The sequence below is a fragment of the Roseomonas sp. KE2513 genome, assembly GCF_016107305.1.
Classification (GTDB): Bacteria; Pseudomonadota; Alphaproteobacteria; order Acetobacterales; family Acetobacteraceae; genus Roseomonas.
The window spans coordinates 1-21,542 of the sequence record NZ_RCVR01000059.1; the positions used below are offsets into that span (position 1 = coordinate 1).

The following is a 21,542-nucleotide window of genomic DNA, read 5'->3' on the forward strand; positions in this document are numbered from 1 at the left end:
TCGAGACCCTGACCTAAGCTGAACCTGCGAGAGGCCTGTTCTATGAGTGCGACCTTCGCAATGCTCGACATCTCGGGTCTTACTGTCGTGCCGCGGAGGCACTACGGTCGTTGGGTGGCGATGGTCGCCATCCTCGTCCTCCTCGGCGCGCTGGCACGGGCCTTCGCCGTGGGTGACATCGATTGGCCCGTGGTGGCCCAGTTCCTTACGGTGAAGTCCATCATTGACGGGCTGGTGAACACCGTCCTCATGGCGATTGCGGCCATGCTGCTGGGCATCCTGCTCGGCGTCGTCACCGCAGTGATGCGGATGGCCGACAATCCGGTGCTCCAGGGCGTCGCTATGGGCTACGCAGGCTGTTCCGCGGCACGCCGCTGATCCTCCAGCTGCTCCTCTGGTTCAACCTGGCGCTGATCTTCCCCAACCTTGGCATTCCCGGGCTGTTCTCCTTCAAGACTGTGGACGTTATCACCCCAGCCGTCGCGGCCCTGCTCGGGCTCGGCATTAACCAGGGCGCCTACACCTCTGAGGTGATCCGCGCGGGCCTGCTCTCGGTAGACAGCGGCCAGTACGAGGCCGCGAAGTCGATCGGAATGACACGGCTGACCTCGCTGCGCCGGATCGTGTTCCCGCAAGCCATGCGAGTCATCATCCCGCCTTTGGGGAACGAGTTCATCGGCATGGTCAAGGCGACCTCGCTCGCCAGCGTCATCCAGTTCTCGGAAATCCTGCACAACGCACAGAACATCTACTACGCCAACTCCCGGGTCATCGAGTTGCTGATGGTCGCGGCCTTTTGGTACCTCGTCATCGTCTCGGTCCTGACGCCCGCCCAGGCGCTTCTTGAGCGCCGCTTCTCCCGGGGCGTGGGGGCCGCCCGTTGAGCACGCCGCTTGTCTCCATCGTCGATGTCCGGAAGACGTTCGGCACCTTCCAAGCGCTCAAGGGCGTCTCGCTCGAGATACAGCCCGGCGAGGTGCTCTGCATTATCGGCGCCTCCGGCTCCGGTAAGACAACCCTGCTGCGCTGCGTGAATCAGCTCGTGCAGACCGACAGCGGCGCCATCTGGATCGACGGCGAGCTGAATGGCTACCGCGTGGACGGGACGCGCCTTCATCACCTGCCGGAGAGGGAGATCGCCCGCCAGCGGCTCGCCACCGGGATGGTGTTCCAGCGCTTTAACCTCTTCGCCCACATGACGGCGCTCGGGAACATCGTCGAGGGCCCGCTGCGCGTTCAGGGCCGCGACCGTGCCGAGGTGGTGGCCGAGTCCCGCCGCCTGCTCGCCCGGGTGGGCTTGGCGGACAAGGAGAACTCCTATCCCGCCAACCTGTCGGGCGGGCAGCAGCAGCGGGTCGCTATCTGCCGCGCGGTCGCCATGCGCCCGAAGCTCATGCTCTTCGACGAGCCAACGAGCGCGCTGGACCCGGAGTTAGTGGGCGAGGTGCTCGCGGCCATGAAGGACCTCGCTGCCTCCGGCATGACGATGATGGTGGTGACCCACGAGCTGGCTTTTGCCCGGGAAGTCGCGGACCGCGTGGTCTTCATGGACGGCGGCGCCATCGTCGAGGCCGGAACCGCCGAGGAGGTGCTCGGCAGCCCGAGGGAAGAGCATACGAAGGCCTTCCTTGCCGCCGTGCTGTCGTAAAAGGCGGCCACTGGTGGCCGCTCTCGTTCGTAAGCCAGACTGAAACATCGAGGGGTGCAGCGATGCTGAGGACTATGCTTCTGGTGACCGTAGTTGCCGCGGCGAGCGTGTGCCCGCCCCGGGATGCCGGGGCGGCGGAACTGCCCTCCGCAATCCGCTCGCGCGGCAGCATCACGGCCGCCATCGTGCCGAACTACCCACCTTTGGAACTGCGCGACCCCGCCACCAACGTCCTCACCGGCTTCGACGTGGAGCTGGGCAACGAGATCGCGAAGCGCCTCGGCGTGGCGATGCGCTGGCAAGAGACGAGCTTCGAACAGATGATGTCGTCCATCCGCACGAGGCGCGCGGACATCATCCTCTCCGGCATGAGCGACACCGCGGAGAGGCGGGGCGTCGCGTCCTTCGTGAACTATCTCCGCTCCGGTGCGCAGCTCTTCACTCAGGCTACGCGGGCAGGCGAATTCGGCACCCGCGAGTCCATCTGCGGCAAGTCGGTCGGCGCGAGCCGCCGCACGAACTTCGTGAACGTGCTGAAGACCTTTAACGACACCGAGTGCCTTGCCAGAGGGCGCCCGGAGATCCGCATCGTCGGCACCGAGGGCTCGGCCGACGCCCGGACCCAACTGCGTCAGGGCCGGATCGACGTGGCCATGCAGGGCGGCGAGACGCTCCCCTACTTGATGGCCCAGGAGCCGAACACCTATGCGCTGATCGGCGAGCCCGTCGAGTACACGCTCATGGGCATCGCCACGGACAAGGACGCGACGGAGTTGCAGGCCGCCATCGCCGGTGTGCTGGGCGCCATCATGGCGGACGGTACCTACGCTGCTCTGCTCGCGAAGTGGAACCTGACCTCGGGCTCCGTCACGGAGTTGACGATCAATGGCGGACGCTGAATCACGTTGGGCGGACCCTGTTCCGCTGCTACCTGCCAACCGCGCGCCGCTGGCGCCGGAGTACTCGTGGCCGGCCGGGAACAAGGCGGCCATGTTCCTGTCATTCGACGTGGATGCCGAGTCCGCCTGGACCGCCAAGGATCCGGCCCGCTACGGGGAACTGGTGACCATGTCCTTCGGCGGCTACGAGGCCAGGGTGGGCACTCGGAAGCTGCTGGAGATGCTGCGCGAGGAGGGGCTGCGCGCCACCTTCTTTATCACCGGCTGGTCCGTGGAGGCTCACCCCGCCATGGCCGAGGCCATCATACGGGACGGTCACGAGATCGGACACCACGGCTTCCACCACCTGATGCCAATGCCGGACGACCCGATGCTGGTGGAGGAGGTGGATCGCGGGCTGGAGACGCTGAAGCGGCGCTTGGGCGTGGTGCCCCAGGGCTATCGCGCCCCCTCGGGCGAGAGCTGCGAGGAGCTGCGCGTGCTGCTAAAGGAGCGGGGGCTCACCTACTCCTCCTCCTGGCGTGACGACGTGCGGCCGTATCGTCACGTACTGGCGGATGGCCGACCGGGGCTGATCGAGCTGCCCGTGACCGCCAGCTACGACGACTGGCTGCTCGGCCTTTCGCAGCGCTACAGCCGCCACACCATCCAGACGCGCGAGGCCGTCCTCTCCATCTGGCAGGACGAGCTGGACGAGACGCGGGATTGGGGCGGGATGGTAACCACCGTGCTGCATCCTCAGTGCAGCGGCCGCCCCATGCGACTGCGCCTGCTGCGGGAGTTCCTCCGGTACGCCAAAGGATTCAGCGACGTCTGGATCGCGACCGGCGAGGAAATCGCCGCGGACTACGCCGCCTGTGAGTCGGCCGAAAAAGGAGCTACGGCATGAAGCGCGTCCTTCTCGCGGCCCTCGCGGCGCTCGCCCCCGCTCTCGCCGCGGCCCAAGCCCTACCGGAAACCATCCGGGCGCGCGGCTACCTCCGCGTCGGCATCGAGGCGACCTACCCGCCCATGGCCTACAAGGACCCGGCGACCAACGAGCGGCGCGGCGTGAACGTCGACCTTGTCACCGCCATTGGCAAGGAGCTGGGGATCGAGCTGCGCTGGGAGGAGATGTCCTTTGCCCAGCTTATCCCCTCCATCACCACCGACCGCGTAGACTTTAGCGGCAGCTCCATGGTCGACCTCCCGGCCCGGAGGGAGCGGCTAAGCTTTGTGGACTACGTCAGCACCGGCGCGCAGGTCTTCACCACCACGGCGCAGCGCCGCGGCGCGAACGAGCCCGCCGACTTTTGTGGCCGCTCCGTCGCCACGCCGCGCACCACGAACTACTTTCCGCAGGCCCAGGCTTGGAGCGAGGCGAATTGCGTCGCGAAGGGGCGGCCGCCTATGCGCGTCATCGGAACCGAGGGAGCCGCGGCGGCCCGAACCGACCTGCAGCAGGGCAGGGCGGACGGCGCCATCTTGGGCGCCGAGTACGTGGTGTACCTTTCGCAGCAGAACCCCGGCGCCTTCGTCGCCATCGGCGAGCCGATCTCCCGCAACTTCTCCGGCATGGCCTTCGACAGGGGCAAGCAAGAGGTGCGGGACGCGATCGCGGGCGCCTTATCCCGCCTGATCGCCAATGGAACGTACGCCGAGATCCTGCGCCGGCACGGGCTTGAGCGCCAAGCCCTGACAGCTATCTCCATCGACGCGGGCGAGTAGCGTCGGCATGCGTGCCGTCGTCGCGACTGGGTGACGTAGCCGGCGACATGTTCAAGCAGGCCGGTATGCCGTGGGGACGGTGGCGATAGAGCTTGCCTCTTTCCTGGCGCGCCGCAACCGGCGCGATCCAGTCGAGCAGGGCGGCTGGAGCGCTGTGACCGCGACTTGGCAGGACATCAATTGGTCGAATCCGGCGGGGCACCTCACCCTGCAGGGCGAGGGCACCTACGCCGCATGGGTACAAGAGCGAGCGCATCTCCACCCTGCTGCGGGACCGCCGCCTGGCCAACGGCGACCTTACGGAGCAGCAGTGCATCTGCCGCGGGATGCAGCAGGTGGCGATGTACGAAGTGCCCTTCTCCCGATCGGCCAGTACTTCCTGCCCTTCATGCACCGCATAGCCATCATGGAGATCGGAAGCGGCACGGCCGTGTTCTGGAACGTGCGCCCGGCCTGAAGACGCACAGGCGGGGCCGCGGCGCCCTCGCCTTCCCCAACAAGTGGGAGAGACCGTCCATGCGAGAGCCTGGTACAACTGCCGTCTTCGGCTCCTTCGTCCTGGCCGAGCGGGACGGCTCACCAGTGATCCTGCGCGATCACTGGGTGCTGACGGAGGGACGCTGGATCGCTGCCGTCACCCCTACCCGGCCCGAGGGAGCCGACGAGGTGCTGGACGAGCCCGGCCGCTTCGTACTGCCCGGCCTGCTTAACCTGCACAACCACTGCTTCAGCGAGGCCGTCGCCCGGACCCACAGCGAGGATGGGGTGGGGCGCAAGAACAACCAGAGCATCGTCTACACGGTGCTCCTGCCGCTGACGAAGCGCGGCATTGAGATCCTGTCGCGGGAGGAGCGGCTGGCCGTGGCCCGAATGAGAATTCTGCAATTGCTGAAGGGCGGCTGCGCCACCGTGATGGAGCCCTTCCGCAATGGCATCCCCGAGATGTTCGAAGCGGCCGAGGAGATGGGCATCCGCTTCTACGGGGCGCCCTACCTATTCTCGACGTCGGACGCGAAGGCCGACGCCTCAGGCCGAGTGATCTATTCTGGCGACGATGGCGCGGCCGACCTCGCCGCCTGGGACGCCCTGCACGCCCGGTGGGAGCGCAGGGACGCAGGGCGCATCCGGCTGGCCATGAGCCCGCACGCCACCGACACCTGCGGGCCCGACCTGCTCCGCACCTCGACTGCCCGGGCGCGGGAACTCGGCGTGCCCATCACCACCCACCTGGCCCAGAGCAAGAGCGAGGTCGCTACCATCCAGGCCCGCTACGGCCGCACTCCGGCCGAGTACCTAGATTGGCTGGGGGTGATGGGGCCCGACCTCCTGGCAGCCCACTGCGTGAACAGCAGCGACGGCGACCTCGGGCTTATGGCCGCTCGCGGGGCGGCCGTGCTGAACTGTCCGCGCGTCTTCGCCCGCGCCGGGACCACCGCCGCCTTCGGCCGCTTCGCCTCCCACGGCGTCCGCACGCTGATCGGCACGGACGGCTACAACATGGATTTCCTCGGCGAGATGAACGCAGCGGCCATGATCTCCAAGATCGCGTCGGGACAGGCAGGCGTCGCCACTGCGCCCGAGATCATTGCGGCCGTAACGGCGGAGGCTGCCCCCGCCATCCACCGCCCGGAGCTGGGCCGCATCGCCCTAGGCGCGGCCGCCGACCTCTCGGTTATCGATCTCTCCCATCCCCACCTCCAGCCTCTATACGACCCATGCCGCGCCCTGGTCTGGCTTGCTAACCGCGCCAACGTGGATGCCCTGATGGTGGACGGCCGCGTGCTTCTGCGCGACGGTCGCCTGGTGATAGGTGATGAGGCAGCCATCGTGGCGGCGGGCGCGGCGTCCATTCGGAAGATCTGGGACCTTCCCGAGGCCCGAGCCGCCTTCGAAGGGTAGGGCTGCCCTGCAGCGCATCTTTGTCATCAACCCGAACAGCTCCACCGACTGCACGGATCCTGGCCGGCGAGCCAGCGGCAGTTCCACCGCATCGTTCACGGCCGGGCCATCGGGGTGGCACGCAAAAGCGCACACCGGCGGGAGATGTTCCGCTAAAGCCTGAACCGCAACTACTTGTTCTAGCGCGAATTAGCCTACCAAGGTCAGCTACCCTGCGTCGCTTACCCGAGAGCCGCTGGGTACCTAGCGGCCAAGCCATGCCAAAGGGGGGCAAGGTCAACTGGATGCGCCCTCCGTGACCTGAAGCCCAAATAAGATGAAGTACGTCCAAGCCAACAATCTATACAGCGGCGTCCTACGAACATGCAGCCAATCCTCCTTGGCCGAGTTATGATCTTGCTCAACCACAGGTTGCTGAGCGTGTGAACAAGGTGGGATATAAGGAAGCCGGGACGTGCCGATCGATCAGGCTCGCGGTGCAAGCTGGAAACCAGACGCTAGTTTGATCACTGGCGGGCATTAGGATGTCGAATCCGCAGCAACTCCATGGTGGCCCGGCTGCAGCGGACGTTGCTTCCAGAGCTCGCTTGCGTGAACTCGAAGCTAAGATTGCTGCGTTGGAGCAGGAGTTATCCTCGGCGCGCGCGGCGCTGAGTGAAGCACGATCGCACGGCGATACGCTGATGCGTGTCTCGGCCTCAACAGCCTCTGAAGCCCGCGTGAGCCTGACTTCGTCGCAAGCCGAGGATGCGGCGCTACGCCAGGCTAACGCCGGGCTCGAAGAAGAAGGCCGGATGCTTCGGGCGAGCGAAGGGCAGCTCGTGCGTCTGCTCGACACGGCGCCTATCGCCATCCTTGAGACCGATGCTGTCGGAACATTCGTCTACGCTAATAAGATAGCTTCTAACCTCCTTGAACTGACCGGGCTGTATGTTGAAGGCAGCCGCTACGATGCGATCGACTGGCACTTGGCCTGGCCTGATGGCCGAAATGTAGCGTCAGCAGACCGGCCAATAGCGCGGGCGCTTCGAGGTCAAATCGTTGAGGAACTCGAGATACTAGTCACGAGCCCGCACAACATCGGACAAGGTCTGGTACTCCGCGTCGCAGCTGTTCCGGTATGCGGTGCAGGCGGAGAAGTCGAGGGCGCTCTCGTAACCCTCATCGACGTCACAGCACGCCATGGCGCGACAGCGGCACTGCAGGCCAGCGAGGAACGATCACGATTGGCTTTCGAGATCGCTGGTGCCTGTGCCTGGGAACTTGACCCCGTCACAGGCTTGTCGACCTGGGACGCGGCGGCGCGCACCCTGCTTGGCCTACCAGAAAGCCTGCCCTTCGACGATGCAGTCGTCAGCTTCGTGCATCAAGATGATCGGGATCGCGTGCGCGCTGCTATCGCATCAGCCCTCAATCCTGGCGGCGATGGCCGCTACTCGCTCGAACATCGTGGGGCTCCAGGACATGAAAAACCGGGAACGCGTTGGCTCCAGTCACATGGACAGGCCTATTTTTGGGGGGCAGGTCCGACGCGCAGAGTGGTCCGCTTGGTATGCGTCACCACCGATGTGACGCAACGCCGTGCGGCTGAGGAACGGCGAGCGCTGTTGGTGGGCGAGCTTAACCACCGCGTCAAGAATGCGCTCGCGGTGGTGCAGGCGCTTGCCGAGCAAACCCGGCGCGCGACCGATAAGCGCGTGCCGAACTCTCCCGAACAGCGCCAATTTCATGTTGCCTTCCAGTCCCGCCTACTCGCCTTGGCACGCGCCCACGATTTGCTAACCCGCGAGGATTGGGAAGGGGCAACGCTGAGCGATATTCTTGCTAGTACTATCGAGCCTTTCACCAGAGGCACCCAGAACGACGCAGCACAGCGAGACGAGCCAGCCCGGATTCAAATTGCCGGTCCATCCGTGCGCGTCGCACCCGAGGCGGCGGTGACACTCGCCATGGCCATCCACGAGTTGGCCACCAATGCTACCAAGTACGGCGCCTTGTCCGCGCCTGACGGACAGGTCACTGTGACGTGGAGTATCCTACCAGATCGGACCGCCGTTGACCTCTTCTGGGCTGAAGCAGGTGGTCCGCCCATCAGTGGGCCGCCGCCAGCGGAGCGACATGGCTTTGGCTTGCGGCTGCTCGAGCGTGGCCTTGCCAGACAGCTCGGCGGTTCTGTCGGTCTCGATTTCTCCGCAAGCGGTCTGCGCTGTCGGATGCAATTACCCCTCAATGAAGAGCGTGTGTCTCCTCGATAACTGATTCACCTTCGAGCCAGTTTATTGGAGCGATGCATACCTTATCGCGGGAATGTGGAACGTCCGCTTTGCGGAACCCGCTTCCGATGTGAACGTTACTGTTGCTGGCGGTTCTAGGGCCGGAACGGGCTCTCTCACATACGCTTCTCATAGAGAAGGCGTTGGCACTGGAGCCCGGGATGCCTCAGGGACCCTTTCTGTTGTTGGAGCGTCTTCGCTCGCTGCCTTGGTCTATACGCTGGTTTGGAGCAGGAGCTTTGCCAGCTGGCGTTGCCGCCGTTGCGGTCCTGATGCCAACCGCGCTCTCCTCGGCACACCTCCAACTGCTCCTTCTTATCAGCACCGTCTTAATGGCTTTGTTGCTCGGGCTTGCGGCCGGCCTGGCCGGCGCAACGATAGCCTTTGGTCTCATGCTCTTGAGAGCGGTGGAACGTGAGGCTGGGGGCAATTGGTCCTTGAGCCTGACGGCGGTGTTTGACGCCTTTCTGTGGTTTGCGGTCGCCAAGCTTATCGTTGCGCTCATCGCTGCTTTGCAGGGCGCTATCGTGCGCTCAGTGCAGGCGGAGGGCCGCTCAAGGGACGATGCGCGACGGACGGAGCTTCTGCTGGTTGAGCAAGCTCATCGGGTGAGCAATGACCTGAACTCCCTCGTCAGCATGTTGCAGATGCAGGCTAGCACTGAGCCCGAAGCCGCCGATGCGCTCAATGCTGCTGCGAACCGGGTGCTGGTCCTGGGACGTTTGCACGGACGTCTGTCGAGCGGCGCAGATCCCCAAGCAGTCGTCGATAGCCGCCTCTTCCTTGAGGGATTGCTGGGAGATGTACAGTCCAGTCTCCTGGGGCTGAGATCGATTGTGCTCACGTCCGCGGTCGAGGCGCACCCATTGCCGCTGGCACGGGCAGGCGATTTGGGCCTCGTGGTAAACGAGTTGGTCACCAACGCGCTGAAGCATGCCTTTCCTGGTGGGCGGGAGGGCATCATACGCGTGTGTTTCCGCCGGGACGCAGACCTTTACGAGTTGACGGTCACGGACAACGGTGTTGGTTACGCCTCTGGTCGCCCACAACAGAGTGACGACAGTACCGGCCTTGGCAACCGCATCTTACGGGCGCTGGCGGCACAGCTTGGCGGCCGTTTGGACGTCGCCAGTGGCGACGTGGGCGGCACTGTTAGCAAGCTGCGATTTCCGCTTCCGCTACCCGAGGCCGGTCTAACACCTGCTGTTAGTGCAGGACGGAGCCCGGAGGCGGATAGGCACCGCCATGATGCCAAGCCCGAGCGCCTTCGCCGCACCCGACCTTAGTGCGAAGGTACTCATATGATAATGGCCGCCTCTTTCCGGGTCTGGACCGCCGTTCTGCTCTTGGCAAAGTCTGCATGTACCAAGGCACAATAATTCTCCAACATCGTACCTGATGGGCAAGGCATGGGCGCTTGCCACAAAAGGCTGGTAGAACTGGGATCGGCCCCTCCGGAGGCCTGCCATGCTGTCATAGATCCAGTAGTAGTGTGAGTTAGAAGTGCCCTGACATTCTGGGTGGGGTGTAGGCTTGGGCGTCTCTGGTGGGAGGCGCGCATGGCACGCGGCCCGAAGGCAGCAAGGCTGGTGCTGACGGAGGAGGAGCGCGAGGGGTTGCAGCGCTTGATCCGGCGACGCGGCGCGGGTCAGGCGGCGGTGATGCGGGCGCGCATTGTGCTGGCGGCCGATGCCGGGCCGGAGTTGCCCAACGGGCTCATTGCGTCCCGGCTGGGGGTGAGCCGCCAGAGCGTGATCACTTGGCGTGGTCGCTTCCTGGTGCATCGCCTGGCGGGGCTGATGGACGCACCCCGCAGCGGCGCACCACGGCGAGTGAGCGACGAGGCAGTGGAAGCGATGATCACGCGCACGCTGGAGAGCCAACCTGAAGGCGCGACGCATTGGTCAACGCGTGCCATGGCCCGGCAGGTCGGCATGAGCCAGACCATGGTATCGCGCATCTGGCGCGCCTTCGGCCTACAGCCGCACCGCGCTGAGACCTTAAAGCTGTCGCGTGACCCAGCCTTTGTCGACAAGGTGCGCGACGTGGTCGGGCTCTACCTGAACCCGCCCGATCGCGCCCTGGTGCTGTGTGTGGACGGTTGAGCCGCAAAGCGGATCGACGCCCCAGATCCAGGCGACCGAAGGCACGGCGCCCGTCTTGCCCATGCGCCCTGGCCAGGTCGAGCGCCGCAGCCACGACTACATCCGGCACGGTACCACCGACCTGTTCGCCGCCCTCGACGTAAAGGCCGGCACAGTGATCGGCGCCTGCAAGGGACGTCACCGCGCCACCGAGTTCCGGGCGTTCCTGGATCAGGTCGAGGCTGCCGTACCTGCCGACCTCGACGTCCATCTCGTGCTCGACAACGCGGCTACCCACAAGACGAAGCTTGTCCACGACTGGCTGATTAAGCGCCCACGCTGGCACCTGCACTTCACACCAACCTCGGCGTCGTGGCTGAACCTGGTAGAATGCTGGTTCTCGTTGCTGACCCGGCGCTGCCTACAACGGGGTGCCTTTGCCAGCCCCGACGCCCTCAAGGTCGCTATTCAGGCCTACATCGACAGCACCAACGCCGAACCGAAGCCCTTCACTTGGACCAAGTCCGCCGACGACACTCTAGCCAGCGTCGGACGGTTCTGCCAGAGAACTTCTAACTCACACCAGTAGGATGGCCTCGGCAGTCACTTGGCAAACCGCCAGGAGCAAACACATGAACTTCCAAGCCTGGATTGCCGAGATCGAAGCTGTCGTGACCTTCTATGTGGATGCGGAGCTGTGGCGGAAGTACTTCGACGCTGGGCTGACGCCTCTCCAGGCGATTGAGCAGAACCGCATCGATGAGGAAGTCTGACACCACCTCAGACGAGGACACGACAAGCACCCCAGTGGAGAACCAGGACCACCGGGTATGGAATTGGCCAGATGGCCGAGGCAACGCTGAGTTTCGTTGAGCATCCAACCAACCAGCCCGACGTCGCCCTAAGTGGAGGCCTGGACCCGTGCCGAGGAGACTAGTGGTTTTCAGGTAGAGGTCCGCCTCTGCCAGGCCGACAAGGGGGCGTACCGCTGGTTCCAGACGCGCGCGACCCCAGTGCGCGATGCTGGGGGCGCCTTTGTCGAGTGGCTCGGCACCTCGACCGACATCCACGATCTGCGGGCCCTGCAGGAGCGGCAGAAGGTGCTTGTGGCCGAGTTGCAGCATCGGGCGCGCAACCTGATCACTGTAATCCGCTCCACGGCGGACAAGACCCTGCGCGGCAGTGCGGACCTGGGCGAGTTCCGCGATGCCTTCCGCGACCGACTGGACGCGCTGTCCCGCGTGCGGAGGCTCTTGTCGCGCCTGGCCGAGGACGACCGCGTCACCTTTGACGAATTGCTCGAAGCCGAAATGGCGGCACTGGATGGCGCCGCCAAGCGCGTAACGCTTAGCGGTCCGCTCGGTGTGCGGCTACGGTCGTCGATGGTGCAGACGCTGGCCATTGCGCTGCACGAGCTGGCGACCAACGCGGTCAAGTACGGTGCACTGGGGCAGCCGCAGGGTCGGCTCACGGTGTCCTGGGCACTGGCGCACGACGGACCAGACGGTCAGCCGTGGCTGCGCATTGACTGGCGGGAGAGCGGTGTCGCCATGCCGCCGGCGGGCACACAACCCAGTGGCAGTGGGCAGGGGCGAGCGCTGATCGAGTGGGCTCTGCCCTACCAATTCGGCGCGAAGACAACCTATGTGCTTGGCCCCGACGGCGTGCACTGCTCGATTAGCCTTCCGGCGTCCTTCAGCCGGGCAAGACTGGACGACGATAATGACTGACGTCACGCTGCATGACTGCCGCATCCTCGTGGCCGAGGATGAGTACATGATCGCCGACGAGTTCTGCCTGGAGCTCGAAGAAGCCGGCGCTGTTGTGATCGGGCCTGTCACGACTGTTGAGGACGCTCTGAGCAGCATCGCTGCGGCATCAAGGATCGATGGCGCGGTGCTGGACGTGAACCTCGGCGGCACGATGTCGTTCGCTGCAGCCGACCGGTTGATGAAGGCCGGCACCCCTTTCATTTTCACGATCGGCTACGACGCGTCGAGCATACCAGACCGTTTCAACGACATCGCTCGGTGCGAGAAGCCGGTCAGCATCGGCAAGGTGGTGCGCGCGATTGGACGGGCGATGCGCCTGTGATGTGTGACGGATGGCACTCGCGGTAGTACCCGGCCATCGGGAGCCGCACCGCACCTTATTACATCTGGCGCTCACCGCCGCGTTGGATCCGTGTCGTCTGGCTCGCCCCAGATGCGCTGGGTGGGGTTGTTGCGCCAGAGGTCGGCAGGTCGGAGATAGCCGAGCGTGACGTTGTCGGAGCGCGGTGGCGGGTCTACCACATGACCTGGGCGAGGCCGGCGCCGGTCTCGCCGGCCGCCGTCGCGAGCCCCGCCTGCAGCGAGTGCCCTGAGAAGCGCTCCCAGCCCTCCAGCCCCGCCGTCTCGGCCGTCCCCTTCACCAGCCGCCACACCGCCTTGTCCGACAGTTCCTGGCCGGTGAGCCGCCCTTCCTAGAGCATGATCCGAGCCTTCGGATTCGAATGTTCTTGCCTGACGCGGCGGCGATCTGATTCACCCTGCTGGCTGGTGAGGAGGCCAGCCTGGATGGGCCGTACCTTGTCGGAAGATCTTCGCAGCCGGGTTGTTGGGGCGGTGGAGGGCGGGCTGTCCCGCCGAGCGGCCGCTGAGCGCTTCGGCGTGGGGGTGGCTACCGCCATTCGCTGGGTGCGGGTGTTCCACGCGACAGGGACGACGAGGGCTCGGCCCAAGGGCGGGGACCAGCGCTCGCAGCGGATCGAGGCGTATCGAGCCGTCATCCTAGGCGCGGTGGAGGCCAAGGTGGACATCACGCTCGTCGAACTCGCGGCGATGCTCCGGCGCGAGCACGGCGCGCGCTTTGCCCCGAGCACGGTCTGGCGCTTCCTCGACCGCCACGCCATGACCTAAAAACGTATGGCCCGCCCCGTCCGCAAGGGTTTTCACGACCTGATCTGATCAGTCTACGCCAACGTATCCGGCTTCGGAGCCAAGCTCCCAGCCAACGTATGGCCCGCCCCGTCCGCAAGGGTTTTCACGACCTGATCTGGTCAGTCTACGCCAACGTATCCGGCTTCGGAGCCAAGCTCCCAGCCAAGATGGAGATCCGCGCGTCCTGGTCCTCATAAACGTATGGCCCGCCCCGTCCGCAAGGGTTTTCACGACCTGATCTGGTCAGTCTACGCCAACGTATCCGTGTGTGGATGGCCCCCTGTCTTGCAAGAAGAATCATGGCGATCAAGCAGCGGTAGTCGCTTGCAGTCGTGTGTCCGGCCTTCAGCGCGGCACGACGGCCGCTGGCCCTGATGGGTGTCCGCGGGCTGGGGCCTCATCGGTCTCGCGGGTTCAAGGACCCCGGATACGTTCCAGGCTGCTCCCAGCTCGTCGGCACTGCCGCTCACTCCATCACGCCTCTTCCTCTCGCAAGCATCCTCTCTCGCGGCCCTACCTTATGCCGTGGGTACGGCGGTCGTCGGCCGGTAGGCGTCTCCCTTGGCAATGAGCGCCCAGATGATACGCGCCATCTTGTTGGCGAGGGCAACGGCAACCTTGAGCCGGGCATAGCGGCTCAGAAGGCCTTGAACCCAGCCGTTGGCTTTCACCTCCTTCGAGCCCAGGAGGGCGGACTGGGCGCCAATGATCAACAGGCGGCGAATGTAGCCGTCACCCTGGTGGGTGATCCGACCCAGGCGCTGCTTGCCGCCCGATGAGTTCTGCCGGGGCACCAAGCCGAGCCAGGCGGAGAACTCCCGACCGGAGCGGAACACTGAGGCGTCCGCGACCGTCGCCACGATGGCGCTCGCGATCAGCGGCCCGACCCCTGGGATCCTGGCTAGGCGCTGGCTGGTCTGATTGGCCCGGTGCCAGGCCAAGATCTCGGCGTCAACCTGTGCGATGCGCTTCTCCAGCTCGTCAATCTGCTCGGCAAGGAGGACAAGGATCTTACGCCCAGGCTCGGGGACTATGTCCGTTTCTAAGTGCGCCCGCAGGCGTCCCAAACGGCAGATACCCTGTGCCTCGGCGACACCGAACTTCGCGAGAAGACTGCGCAGCGAGTTGGCGGCTTGGGTCCGCTGTCGGACCAACAGGTCGCGCGTGCGATGCATGACCAGGACGGCCTGTTGCTCCCGGCTCTTGACTGCCACGAAACGCATGGTCGGACGGGTCACGGCCTCACAGATCGCTTCGGCGTCGGCCGCGTCATTCTTGCCCCGCTTGAGGTAAGCCTTGACGTAGTGCGCTGGCATGAGGCGGACCTCGTGCCCGAGGGCACGGAGCTCACGGGCCCAGTGGTGCGCGGTCGCGCAAGCCTCCATGCCGATGAGGCACGGCGGTAGCTTTGCAAAGAACGCCATCATCTGGGCACGGCGCAGCTTCTGGCGCAGGACGACCTGGCCGTCTGGCCCAACGCCGTGAAGCTGGAAAACATGCTTGGCGAGATCGATACCAATCGTGGCAATCTGCATGGCGGATGGCCTCCTCCTGGGGTGTTCGACAACCCTCATCTTGGCACTTCGATGCCGATCGGGGGCCATCCACCCCATCGGCCTCGGAGACAAGCTCCCGGCCAGGATGGAGATCCGCGCGCTCTGGTCCTCATAAACAGCACGGCGTCGAGCGCCACATTTTTGTTCAGGGTTCCAGAACACCGGTCGACTGTCAGGCCATCTCGCTTCCACCACCCGCAGACCTCATCAAGCCGCGCGCCACAGGTCGGCGCGAACAGCTGATCCCCTCGGCTACGACACCGTCGCCGCCCTCATCTCGAACCTCTGCCCACTCCGCAGCACGGCGCAGATGATCCGCGCCAGCTTGGCCGCGAGCGCCACCACCACAGTGTTCACGTGCGCCCGGGCAGCCAAGCCCCTCAACCATCCGCCGAGCGGGGTCTCGCCTTTGGACAGCGTCGGTAAGGCTGCCCGGGCGCCGTGGACCAGCATCTTGCGCAGGTACCCGTTGCCTCGCTTGCTGATCCCCAGAAGCTTGGGCTTGCCGCCGGTGGTCATCGGCCGCGGCACCAGCCCCAGCCAGGCGGCAAGGTCGCGTCCTCGCCCGAAGGTCTCGCCCCGCCCGATCGCCGCCACCAGGGCCGTGGCGTTGAGCGGCCCGATGCCGGGGATCGTGGTCAGCAGCTGGGCCGCCTCGTCGCTCCGAGCCTCGACCGCAAACTCCTCGTCAAAGGCTTGGATGCGCCGGTCCAGTTCACGCCACCCGGCGCGTTGGTCCTCCACCAAGAGGCGCGTTCGCGGGCTGAGCGGGACCTGCTCCTCCGCCAGCAGAGCCTCAAGGTAGACCTCCAGCTTGCGCCGCCCCTGGGGCACTGTGATGCCGCGCTCGAGCAGGATGGCGCGCAGCTGGTTGATCAGCGCCGTCCGCTCCCCCACCAGCCGGTCGCGGGCGCGGTGCAGGCTCTGCATGTCGAGCTGCGCCTCGCTCTTGAGTTCGACAAACCGCATTGTCGGACGGGTCGCTGCCTCGGCGACCGCCTTCGCGTCCCGCTCATCGTTCTTCTGCGCCTTCACGTAGGGCCGCACGTACTCGGGCGACATCAGCCGCACCTCGTGCCCGGCCTCGCGCAGCCTGCGACCCCGGGTGGTGCGCCCCACAGCAGGCCTCCATCGCCACCACGCAGCCCGGCGACCCTGTGGCCAGCTTGACCACGCCATCCCGGTGCAGCCGCCGTCGCAGGACCACCCGGCCGGCTGCGTCCAGCCCAACCACGCTGCAGCCGTTTTTGCCCAGGTCCACCCCGAGAACCGCAAAGTCCACCATGGGTCAGCTCCCTAAACCTCTGGTTTCCCAACCAGCTTACGCCAGCAGGATTGAGGGGCGGGCCATCCCATAAACAGCGCACGCCAGCGAGCAGGAGCGGCCCGACGTCGCGGCCAAGCGCCGCGCCTGGTTCAACGCCCAGCCTGACCTCGACCCCGAGCGCCTCGTCTTCATCGACGAGACCGGCGCCTCGACCAAGATGGCCCGCCTGCGCGGGCGCGCCAAACGCGGCCAGCGCTGCCGTGCCCCGATCCCGCACGGCCACTGGAAGACCACCACCTTCACCGGCGCCCTGCGGCTGTCGGGAATGACCGCACCCATGGTGCTCGACGGGCCGATGAACCGAGCCGCCTTTGCCGCCTACATCGACCAGGTGCTCGTCCCTACACTCCGGCGCGGTGACATCGTCATCATGGACAACCTGCCCGCCCACAAAGGCCAGCACACCCGTGCGGCGATCGAGGCCACGGGCGCCACCCTCCGCTACCTGCCGCCCTACTCGCCCGACTTCAATCCAATCGAGAACGCCTTCGCCAAGCTCAAGGCCATCCTGCGCAAAGCCGCCGCTCGCAGCCTCGACGACCTCTGGCGCACCATCGGGACCGCACTCCCTCAGTTCACGCCAGCCGAGTGCGCCAACCTCTTCACAGCCGCAGGCTATGAGCCCGAATGAACGGAGTCTGTTCTAGCTCATCCCAACGAAGAGCGCACTCTCCGCATCCGACGCCCCGCCCCTGATGTCCAGCCCCCTCTGCCGGAAGACGAGCCAAGCCTTGAGGGCGGACATCGGGCAGAAGCCCGGCTGCTTCGGGTTGGCCAAGCCGGCGACCTCCTGGCCGGCGCCGCGCTGGTCGGTCTTGGAGCGGCGTACGAGCACGCGCAGCCCGCGCTTGGGGGTGACCGGACCGAGGCGGAGGACAGCAAACTCGCTACGGCAGAGCGCCGCGCCGAAGCCGATGAACAAGAGCGCGCGGTCGCGGGCGTCGAGCGGGGTGGCGGGGGAGGGGCGAATGGCAAGCATCAGCCGGAGCACGTCCGGCCCGGCGGTCGCCGCCTTCTGCCGCGGCCGGGTGCCCTTGTCGCGGGCGATGCCCTCGAGAACCATGACGAGGCGTGGGTGGCGGAGGTCCAGCGCCACGCCGGCGAGGCGGTGAGCCGCCTGGATCGCGGCGAGGTGGACGCGAAGGCTGCTGACGACGAGGCTGCGGACGGCGCCGCGGACAGCGTACATGGCGAGCGTCTCGGGGTCGCCGGCCATCGGCTGGCGGCCGAGCGAGCTGCACCAAGCCTCGTAGGCGTTCCAGGCAGAGCGGTAGGCCCGGCGGGTGCCCTCGCTGCGGGCGCGGGAGACGTTGACGGCAGCGCGCGCCGAGAGCGCCCGCAGCGTGGCCGCCTGCTCGGCGGGGCCAGGCACCGTCAGGTCGTCCAGCAGGGAGGTGTGCAGCGGTAGGGTCTCGGCGGCGGCGGGTGCGCGGGGCGGCGGCGAGGTGGGCAGCCAGGGCCTGGGGAGGGGGCGCTCTGTCGGGCCTGCGCGAGGGGGACGCACCCCGTTCTGTCCGGAGAGGGGGATTGGAGGACGGAATAGGGAGACGAGGACGAGATCTGGTAAGCCTAGAGAGGTCCGACCCAAAATACTATAAAGTCAATAGGTTACTACCCCGCCAGCTGACCGGGACGCAGTCTTCTAGTATCATCGTGCGTAGGGTGCAGAGAGAGGGTTGTTGCCATGGAATGGTATTCTCTGCGGCAAATTGATGGAGCAGATAAGCAACGTTTCCCTTCACGAACATGACGGCGCTGAGGTGAGGGTGTGGTTGTTGTGACAGGGGCTACGGGTAACATTTGTTAGAGTCCTGCCAGCCCCGGCCAGATCGGAGCGTTCAGTCCGCTGCTCGGGTCTCTGTTCAGATCTGGCGGGACCTCGACAGGGCGAAATCTACATGGTGCGACCTTGCTGGCTCACTCCGGTGCGGCCTGATGCCGAGAATGCCATAGCGGTATGCATCCCACTCTGGGTGCCCTCCCCTGTTGCGACGGTGTGAGGAGACCGGGAACGTGGACGGGATTGCCGAAGACGCCGACCCAGCCCGGATCGCTCGCGAGGGAGAGGATGTGCGCCTACGAGCAGCGCTTGCCGCCGTGGGCCTGGATGCGGAGGCCGCCGCGACCGCCGTTGAGGTAATCCGGGCAGAGCTTGCCCAAACCCCGAAGGCGCCCGCCCCACACTCGGCGAGGCACAAGGATGGTGACCGTCTGCTGGCGCTGGCCGACGTTATCCCACAACTCATATGGCATTCCGCCAATGAGGGTCAGTGGATTTGGGCATCCCCCAGTTGGCTCGCCTATACGGGTCAGAGCAATGAGGAGAGCCTTGGCAGAGGATGGCTCGACCCCGTTCATCCAGATGACCGCGACGCCACGCTGCGCGCTTGGCATGAGGCGCCTCAACGTGGAGGGTTGGACGTCGAGCACCGGATCCGTCGAGCCCTCGACGGTGCATGGCGCCTCCACCACACACGCTCCGCCCCGCTGTTCAGAACGGCGGTGACGCCGGGGAAAGAGCGAGGGGTCACGGAATGGGTCGGCTCTAGTGCGGATGTCGAGGACGTGCGCCGCATGGAGGGGGAACAGCGCGCCCTCCTTCTCGAGGTTCAGCACCGCACGCGCAACATCCTTGCGGTGGTAGCGGCCATCGCGCGACGGAGCCTGCCTCCAAACGCTGTGCGAAATGACTTCGCGGCACGGATTGCTTGTTTGGGGCGAGTACAGGGCTTCCTGGCCCGGAGCGGCGCGTGGTCGGTGCCGCTTCGCGACCTTGTCGAGGCCGAGTTGCGAGCGTTAGGGAACAGAGAGGCTGACCGAGCGGAGGTGGTGGGCCCAGAGGTGGAGCTGCCTGGCGTCGTAGTGCAGCCCATTGCGCTCGCGCTGCACGAGCTGGCTGCGAATGCGGCCAAGCACGGCGCCATTGCACAGCCCTCAGGGCACATCGCCGTGACTTGGCGGCTAGATAAGGGGGTCGAGGGTGCGAGGCGCCTTGTCATCGAGTGGCACGAGACCGGTGTTGCGATGCCGGAGGGACCGTTACTCCGGCGCTTTGGATGCGAGGTCATCGAGCGCACCGTGCCTCATCAACTCCAGGGCGAAGCTCGGCTGGAACGTCGTGCCGATGGCGTCCGCTGCCGGCTCGCTCTGCCTTTTGGCTCGAGGGAGACCATGCCGCATCGGCCGGACCGTTGGACGCATCTCTCTCAAGAAACCTAATGATCAAACGAGGCAGACTGCGTTGAGAAAGGCCGCTGAAGTACGGACGGGTTCTGATTCATTTCCAGCATCGAGGGTAGCCCTGATCTGTCGGCTGCCGAGGCGTGGATTTCAGCCAAGCTGGGCGGAGTGGCGGCTGGTAACACGGCCTCAAAGCAAGGGCGATCGCCCTTCTCGGTGCCTCACACGCCGTGCTGACGAGCGTGGCAGTGTGCAGTGTGCAGTGTGCAGTGTGCAGTGTGCGAAAGCCAGAGCAGCTCCACTCAGCGCACCACGGCAAGAACAGGGTTAGTCCTCGGCGGCAGGACTGACAGTTGCATTCCGCTCCGCGCTAAGCAGGGCAGGGCGCTAACCTGGTCCGGCTCCCCCCGCTCACGAAAACCCAGCAGATCCAGCCCAAAACCGCTCTCTCGCGGGCACCTACGCACGACAACCCCCTACCGTTGTGCGCGAAGAGCAGGGAAGGGGGCCTTGCCACAACTGCTGGATACGTCGGCCCATAAGTCCTTCTCGGACGCTCAGGGATGGCCCGCTATGGTCCGCAGGCCTTATGCCGGGCCGTGGCTACGCTTAGTGGCATGCGCGGTCAGTCGAGCTTCGCGCCGGAGGCTTCCACCAGCTGCCGCCAGATCGGCGTTTCGTGCTTGATCTTATCAGCGAGCGCGCTTGGCGTAGCGGATGGTTCGGCGGTGAAGCCGACCTCACGCATCCGCTCGCCCAGCCTGGGATCGTTGCCCGCCTGCAGAGCAGCGGCATGCAGCTGCCTGATGATCTCGGGGGCGGTGGCCGCAGGAGCCATCAGCGCCTCCCAGGCACCGATATCGAGCGCGCCCAGGCCGAGGTCCGTGAAATCCGACATGCCGGGAATGGCGGGAAGCAGGGCGACCGGACGGGCGCTTCCCACCGCCAGGGCCATCACCTCGCCCTGGTTGATGAGCGGCATCAGCGCCGGCGTCAGCTCGAACATCATATCGATGGTCCCGGCCTGCAGGTCCGCGACGGCCGGAGCGGCCCCGCGATAGGTGACGTGCAGCGCACGGACGCCGGTGGCCTTCTGCACGGCCGCCATGGTGAGGTGCGCGGTGCTGCCCACGCCAGCGGTGCCGAAACGCAGTCCTTCCGGATTGTCACGCGCCCAGGTGATCAGCGTGCGGAAGTCGGTCCAGCCATGCTGTGCCGCGGCCTGCTTGTTGACGGCGCAGACGACGGTGCCGGCGCTGAGCTGGCAGATGGGAGCGAAGTCGCTGTCGGGATCGAAGGGCAGGCGGCTATAGAGCGCCTTGTAGGCGCAGAGCGTGGTCATGCCGATCACACCCAGGGTCGTGCCATCCGAGCGGGCCTTGGCGACATAGTCGGCACCGACAATGCCCGCGCCACCGGAGCGGTTGTCCACCACGACCTGCTGGCCAAGCAGGGGTTCCATCCGTTCGGAGAAAAGCCGCCCCACTATGTCTACGGCACCACCAGCCGGGTAGGGAACGACAAGCCGAATGGGCCGCCCACTCGAGACCTGTTGGGCGCGCGCGGGGCGGACGGCGGGGTCAATGGCTCCCAGCGCCACACCCAGGCCGGCCATGACTGCCCGCCGGCGCGCTATCATGAAAGATGGTCTTACGGGCATCATGGCGTCCTAGTGGCCATTGTGGCCCGGCAGCTGGAACGCCGATGGCCCCGGAGCGTTCCACTTTTCCACACGGGCTGTCCTGCGCATCTACTCGTCGCGCGCGAAGCGCTTCGCCGCGTGTCCGCAGTGTCTCGGACCAATTCCAGGTCGAACCCGCCCCTCTGGCAGGTGCTCACGCACGATAATCCCCCAGAAACGTGCCCAAGGGGCGGGGAGGGGGCGGTTGCCTAAACTTTTTAGTCTGTCCACCCCTCCGTCCGGCTGGTCTACCAGGCGACCGCACCACTCTCTTTCACCTCCTCAGGTGCGGAGGCGGCCTCGCCCATGATGGCGTGCATCTCGCGCAACAGGGCAGTGCCTTTGACGGTGCGTTGCACGAGCACCG

At 65.8% G+C, this 21,542-nt stretch carries 19 protein-coding genes and 3 pseudogenes; 17 read left to right on the forward strand and 5 right to left on the reverse strand.

Annotated features, from left to right (window positions below):
* Positions 1-42: 42 nt before the first annotated feature.
* The 14 genes and pseudogenes from D9599_RS31680 (at position 43) to D9599_RS27955 (ending at position 12,604) form a co-directional block, all read left to right on the forward strand.
* Entirely contained in the window at positions 43-378 is a 336-nt protein-coding gene (locus D9599_RS31680) for a hypothetical protein (RefSeq protein WP_232481016.1), read from the forward strand.
* 35 nt (positions 379-413) lie between these two features.
* Entirely contained in the window at positions 414-884 is a 471-nt protein-coding gene (locus D9599_RS31685) for an amino acid ABC transporter permease (RefSeq protein ID WP_309228734.1), read from the forward strand.
* On the forward strand, positions 881-1,648 hold the full coding sequence (locus tag D9599_RS27900; RefSeq protein WP_198384565.1) for an amino acid ABC transporter ATP-binding protein: 768 nt from the start codon (positions 881-883) through the stop codon (positions 1,646-1,648). The genes D9599_RS31685 and D9599_RS27900 overlap by 4 nt, the downstream gene beginning before the upstream one ends.
* Before the next feature lie 74 nt (positions 1,649-1,722).
* Complete coding sequence (locus D9599_RS27905; RefSeq protein ID WP_198384580.1) at positions 1,723-2,547, forward strand: ABC transporter substrate-binding protein; 825 nt, start codon at positions 1,723-1,725, stop codon at positions 2,545-2,547.
* A 91-nt stretch (positions 2,548-2,638) separates the two neighbouring features.
* The gene (locus tag D9599_RS27910) at positions 2,639-3,436 is read left to right on the forward strand and encodes a polysaccharide deacetylase (protein ID WP_232481017.1); all 798 of its coding nucleotides are present in this window, start codon (positions 2,639-2,641) and stop codon (positions 3,434-3,436) included.
* Positions 3,433-4,254 carry an ABC transporter substrate-binding protein gene (locus tag D9599_RS27915; RefSeq protein WP_198384567.1) on the forward strand — a complete coding sequence of 274 codons (822 nt, stop codon included), beginning with the start codon at positions 3,433-3,435 and terminating at the stop codon, positions 4,252-4,254. Before D9599_RS27910 ends, D9599_RS27915 begins: the two co-directional genes overlap by 4 nt.
* A 310-nt stretch (positions 4,255-4,564) precedes the next feature.
* A complete protein-coding gene (locus D9599_RS31690) occupies positions 4,565-4,711 on the forward strand; it encodes a hypothetical protein (RefSeq protein ID WP_232481018.1) in 147 nt (48 codons plus the stop codon).
* Between the two features lie 59 nt (positions 4,712-4,770).
* Complete coding sequence (locus D9599_RS27925) at positions 4,771-6,153, forward strand: amidohydrolase family protein (RefSeq protein ID WP_198384569.1); 1,383 nt, start codon at positions 4,771-4,773, stop codon at positions 6,151-6,153.
* Between the two features lie 587 nt (positions 6,154-6,740).
* Entirely contained in the window at positions 6,741-8,408 is a 1,668-nt protein-coding gene (locus D9599_RS27930; protein ID WP_198384570.1) for a sensor histidine kinase, read from the forward strand.
* A 290-nt stretch (positions 8,409-8,698) separates the two neighbouring features.
* Positions 8,699-9,712, forward strand: coding sequence for a sensor histidine kinase (locus tag D9599_RS27935; RefSeq protein WP_198384571.1), 1,014 nt, complete (start codon positions 8,699-8,701; stop codon positions 9,710-9,712).
* Positions 9,713-9,985: 273 nt separating this feature from the next.
* Positions 9,986-11,099: pseudogene (locus tag D9599_RS27940) on the forward strand (IS630 family transposase).
* A gap of 43 nt (positions 11,100-11,142) precedes the next feature.
* Positions 11,143-11,283: a hypothetical protein gene (locus tag D9599_RS27945; RefSeq protein ID WP_198384572.1), complete on the forward strand. Its 141-nt coding sequence runs from the start codon at positions 11,143-11,145 to the stop codon at positions 11,281-11,283.
* Positions 11,284-11,415: 132 nt separating this feature from the next.
* The gene (locus D9599_RS27950) at positions 11,416-12,240 is read left to right on the forward strand and encodes an HWE histidine kinase domain-containing protein (RefSeq protein WP_198384573.1); all 825 of its coding nucleotides are present in this window, start codon (positions 11,416-11,418) and stop codon (positions 12,238-12,240) included.
* The gene (locus D9599_RS27955) at positions 12,233-12,604 is read left to right on the forward strand and encodes a response regulator (RefSeq protein WP_198384574.1); all 372 of its coding nucleotides are present in this window, start codon (positions 12,233-12,235) and stop codon (positions 12,602-12,604) included. Before D9599_RS27950 ends, D9599_RS27955 begins: the two co-directional genes overlap by 8 nt.
* Positions 12,605-12,797: 193 nt before the next feature.
* On the opposite strand, the gene D9599_RS32075 is transcribed toward D9599_RS27955, so the two are convergent.
* The gene (locus tag D9599_RS32075; RefSeq protein ID WP_255531695.1) at positions 12,798-12,923 is read right to left on the reverse strand and encodes a hypothetical protein; all 126 of its coding nucleotides are present in this window, start codon (positions 12,921-12,923) and stop codon (positions 12,798-12,800) included.
* Positions 12,924-13,068: 145 nt separating this feature from the next.
* On the opposite strand from D9599_RS32075, the gene D9599_RS32570 reads away from it, so the two are divergent.
* Positions 13,069-13,410 carry a transposase gene (locus tag D9599_RS32570; protein WP_198384575.1) on the forward strand — a complete coding sequence of 114 codons (342 nt, stop codon included), beginning with the start codon at positions 13,069-13,071 and terminating at the stop codon, positions 13,408-13,410.
* A 539-nt stretch (positions 13,411-13,949) separates the two neighbouring features.
* Here D9599_RS32570 and D9599_RS27965 read toward each other — a convergent pair.
* Both D9599_RS27965 and D9599_RS27970 read right to left on the reverse strand, forming a co-directional pair.
* On the reverse strand, positions 13,950-14,966 hold the full coding sequence (locus D9599_RS27965) for an IS110 family transposase (protein WP_198384576.1): 1,017 nt from the start codon (positions 14,964-14,966) through the stop codon (positions 13,950-13,952).
* Positions 14,967-15,239: 273 nt separating this feature from the next.
* Positions 15,240-16,269, reverse strand: a pseudogene (locus D9599_RS27970) (IS110 family transposase).
* A gap of 76 nt (positions 16,270-16,345) precedes the next feature.
* Between D9599_RS27970 and D9599_RS27975 the strand changes: the two are divergent.
* Positions 16,346-16,945: pseudogene (locus D9599_RS27975) on the forward strand (IS630 family transposase); the annotation flags it as partial.
* A 12-nt stretch (positions 16,946-16,957) separates the two neighbouring features.
* Here the strand turns inward: D9599_RS27975 and D9599_RS27980 are convergent.
* A complete protein-coding gene (locus D9599_RS27980) occupies positions 16,958-17,818 on the reverse strand; it encodes a hypothetical protein (protein WP_198384577.1) in 861 nt (286 codons plus the stop codon).
* A 509-nt stretch (positions 17,819-18,327) separates the two neighbouring features.
* On the opposite strand from D9599_RS27980, the gene D9599_RS27985 reads away from it, so the two are divergent.
* Complete coding sequence (locus D9599_RS27985) at positions 18,328-19,533, forward strand: sensor histidine kinase (RefSeq protein ID WP_198384578.1); 1,206 nt, start codon at positions 18,328-18,330, stop codon at positions 19,531-19,533.
* 586 nt (positions 19,534-20,119) lie between these two features.
* On the opposite strand, the gene D9599_RS27990 is transcribed toward D9599_RS27985, so the two are convergent.
* Positions 20,120-21,109 (reverse strand): tripartite tricarboxylate transporter substrate binding protein, encoded by a 990-nt coding sequence (locus tag D9599_RS27990; RefSeq protein ID WP_198384579.1) that lies wholly within the window; start codon positions 21,107-21,109, stop codon positions 20,120-20,122.
* Between the last annotated feature and the right edge of the window lie 433 nt (positions 21,110-21,542).

Excerpts from the sequence above, each read along its gene's own strand:
- D9599_RS27935 (WP_198384571.1), top strand. The coding sequence starts at position 8,699 with ATGCCAACCGCGCTCTCCTCGGCACACCTCCAACTGCTCCTTCTTATC.
- D9599_RS27965 (WP_198384576.1), bottom strand. The coding sequence starts at position 14,966 with ATGCAGATTGCCACGATTGGTATCGATCTCGCCAAGCATGTTTTCCAG.
- D9599_RS27915 (WP_198384567.1), top strand. The coding sequence starts at position 3,433 with ATGAAGCGCGTCCTTCTCGCGGCCCTCGCGGCGCTCGCCCCCGCTCTC.
- D9599_RS27925 (WP_198384569.1), top strand. The coding sequence starts at position 4,771 with ATGCGAGAGCCTGGTACAACTGCCGTCTTCGGCTCCTTCGTCCTGGCC.
- D9599_RS31680 (WP_232481016.1), top strand. The coding sequence starts at position 43 with ATGAGTGCGACCTTCGCAATGCTCGACATCTCGGGTCTTACTGTCGTG.
- D9599_RS27945 (WP_198384572.1), top strand. The coding sequence starts at position 11,143 with ATGAACTTCCAAGCCTGGATTGCCGAGATCGAAGCTGTCGTGACCTTC.
- D9599_RS27990 (WP_198384579.1), bottom strand. The coding sequence starts at position 21,109 with ATGGCCGGCCTGGGTGTGGCGCTGGGAGCCATTGACCCCGCCGTCCGC.
- D9599_RS27905 (WP_198384580.1), top strand. The coding sequence starts at position 1,723 with ATGCTTCTGGTGACCGTAGTTGCCGCGGCGAGCGTGTGCCCGCCCCGG.
- D9599_RS32570 (WP_198384575.1), top strand. The coding sequence starts at position 13,069 with ATGGGCCGTACCTTGTCGGAAGATCTTCGCAGCCGGGTTGTTGGGGCG.
- D9599_RS27955 (WP_198384574.1), top strand. The coding sequence starts at position 12,233 with ATGACTGACGTCACGCTGCATGACTGCCGCATCCTCGTGGCCGAGGAT.
- D9599_RS27910 (WP_232481017.1), top strand. The coding sequence starts at position 2,639 with ATGTTCCTGTCATTCGACGTGGATGCCGAGTCCGCCTGGACCGCCAAG.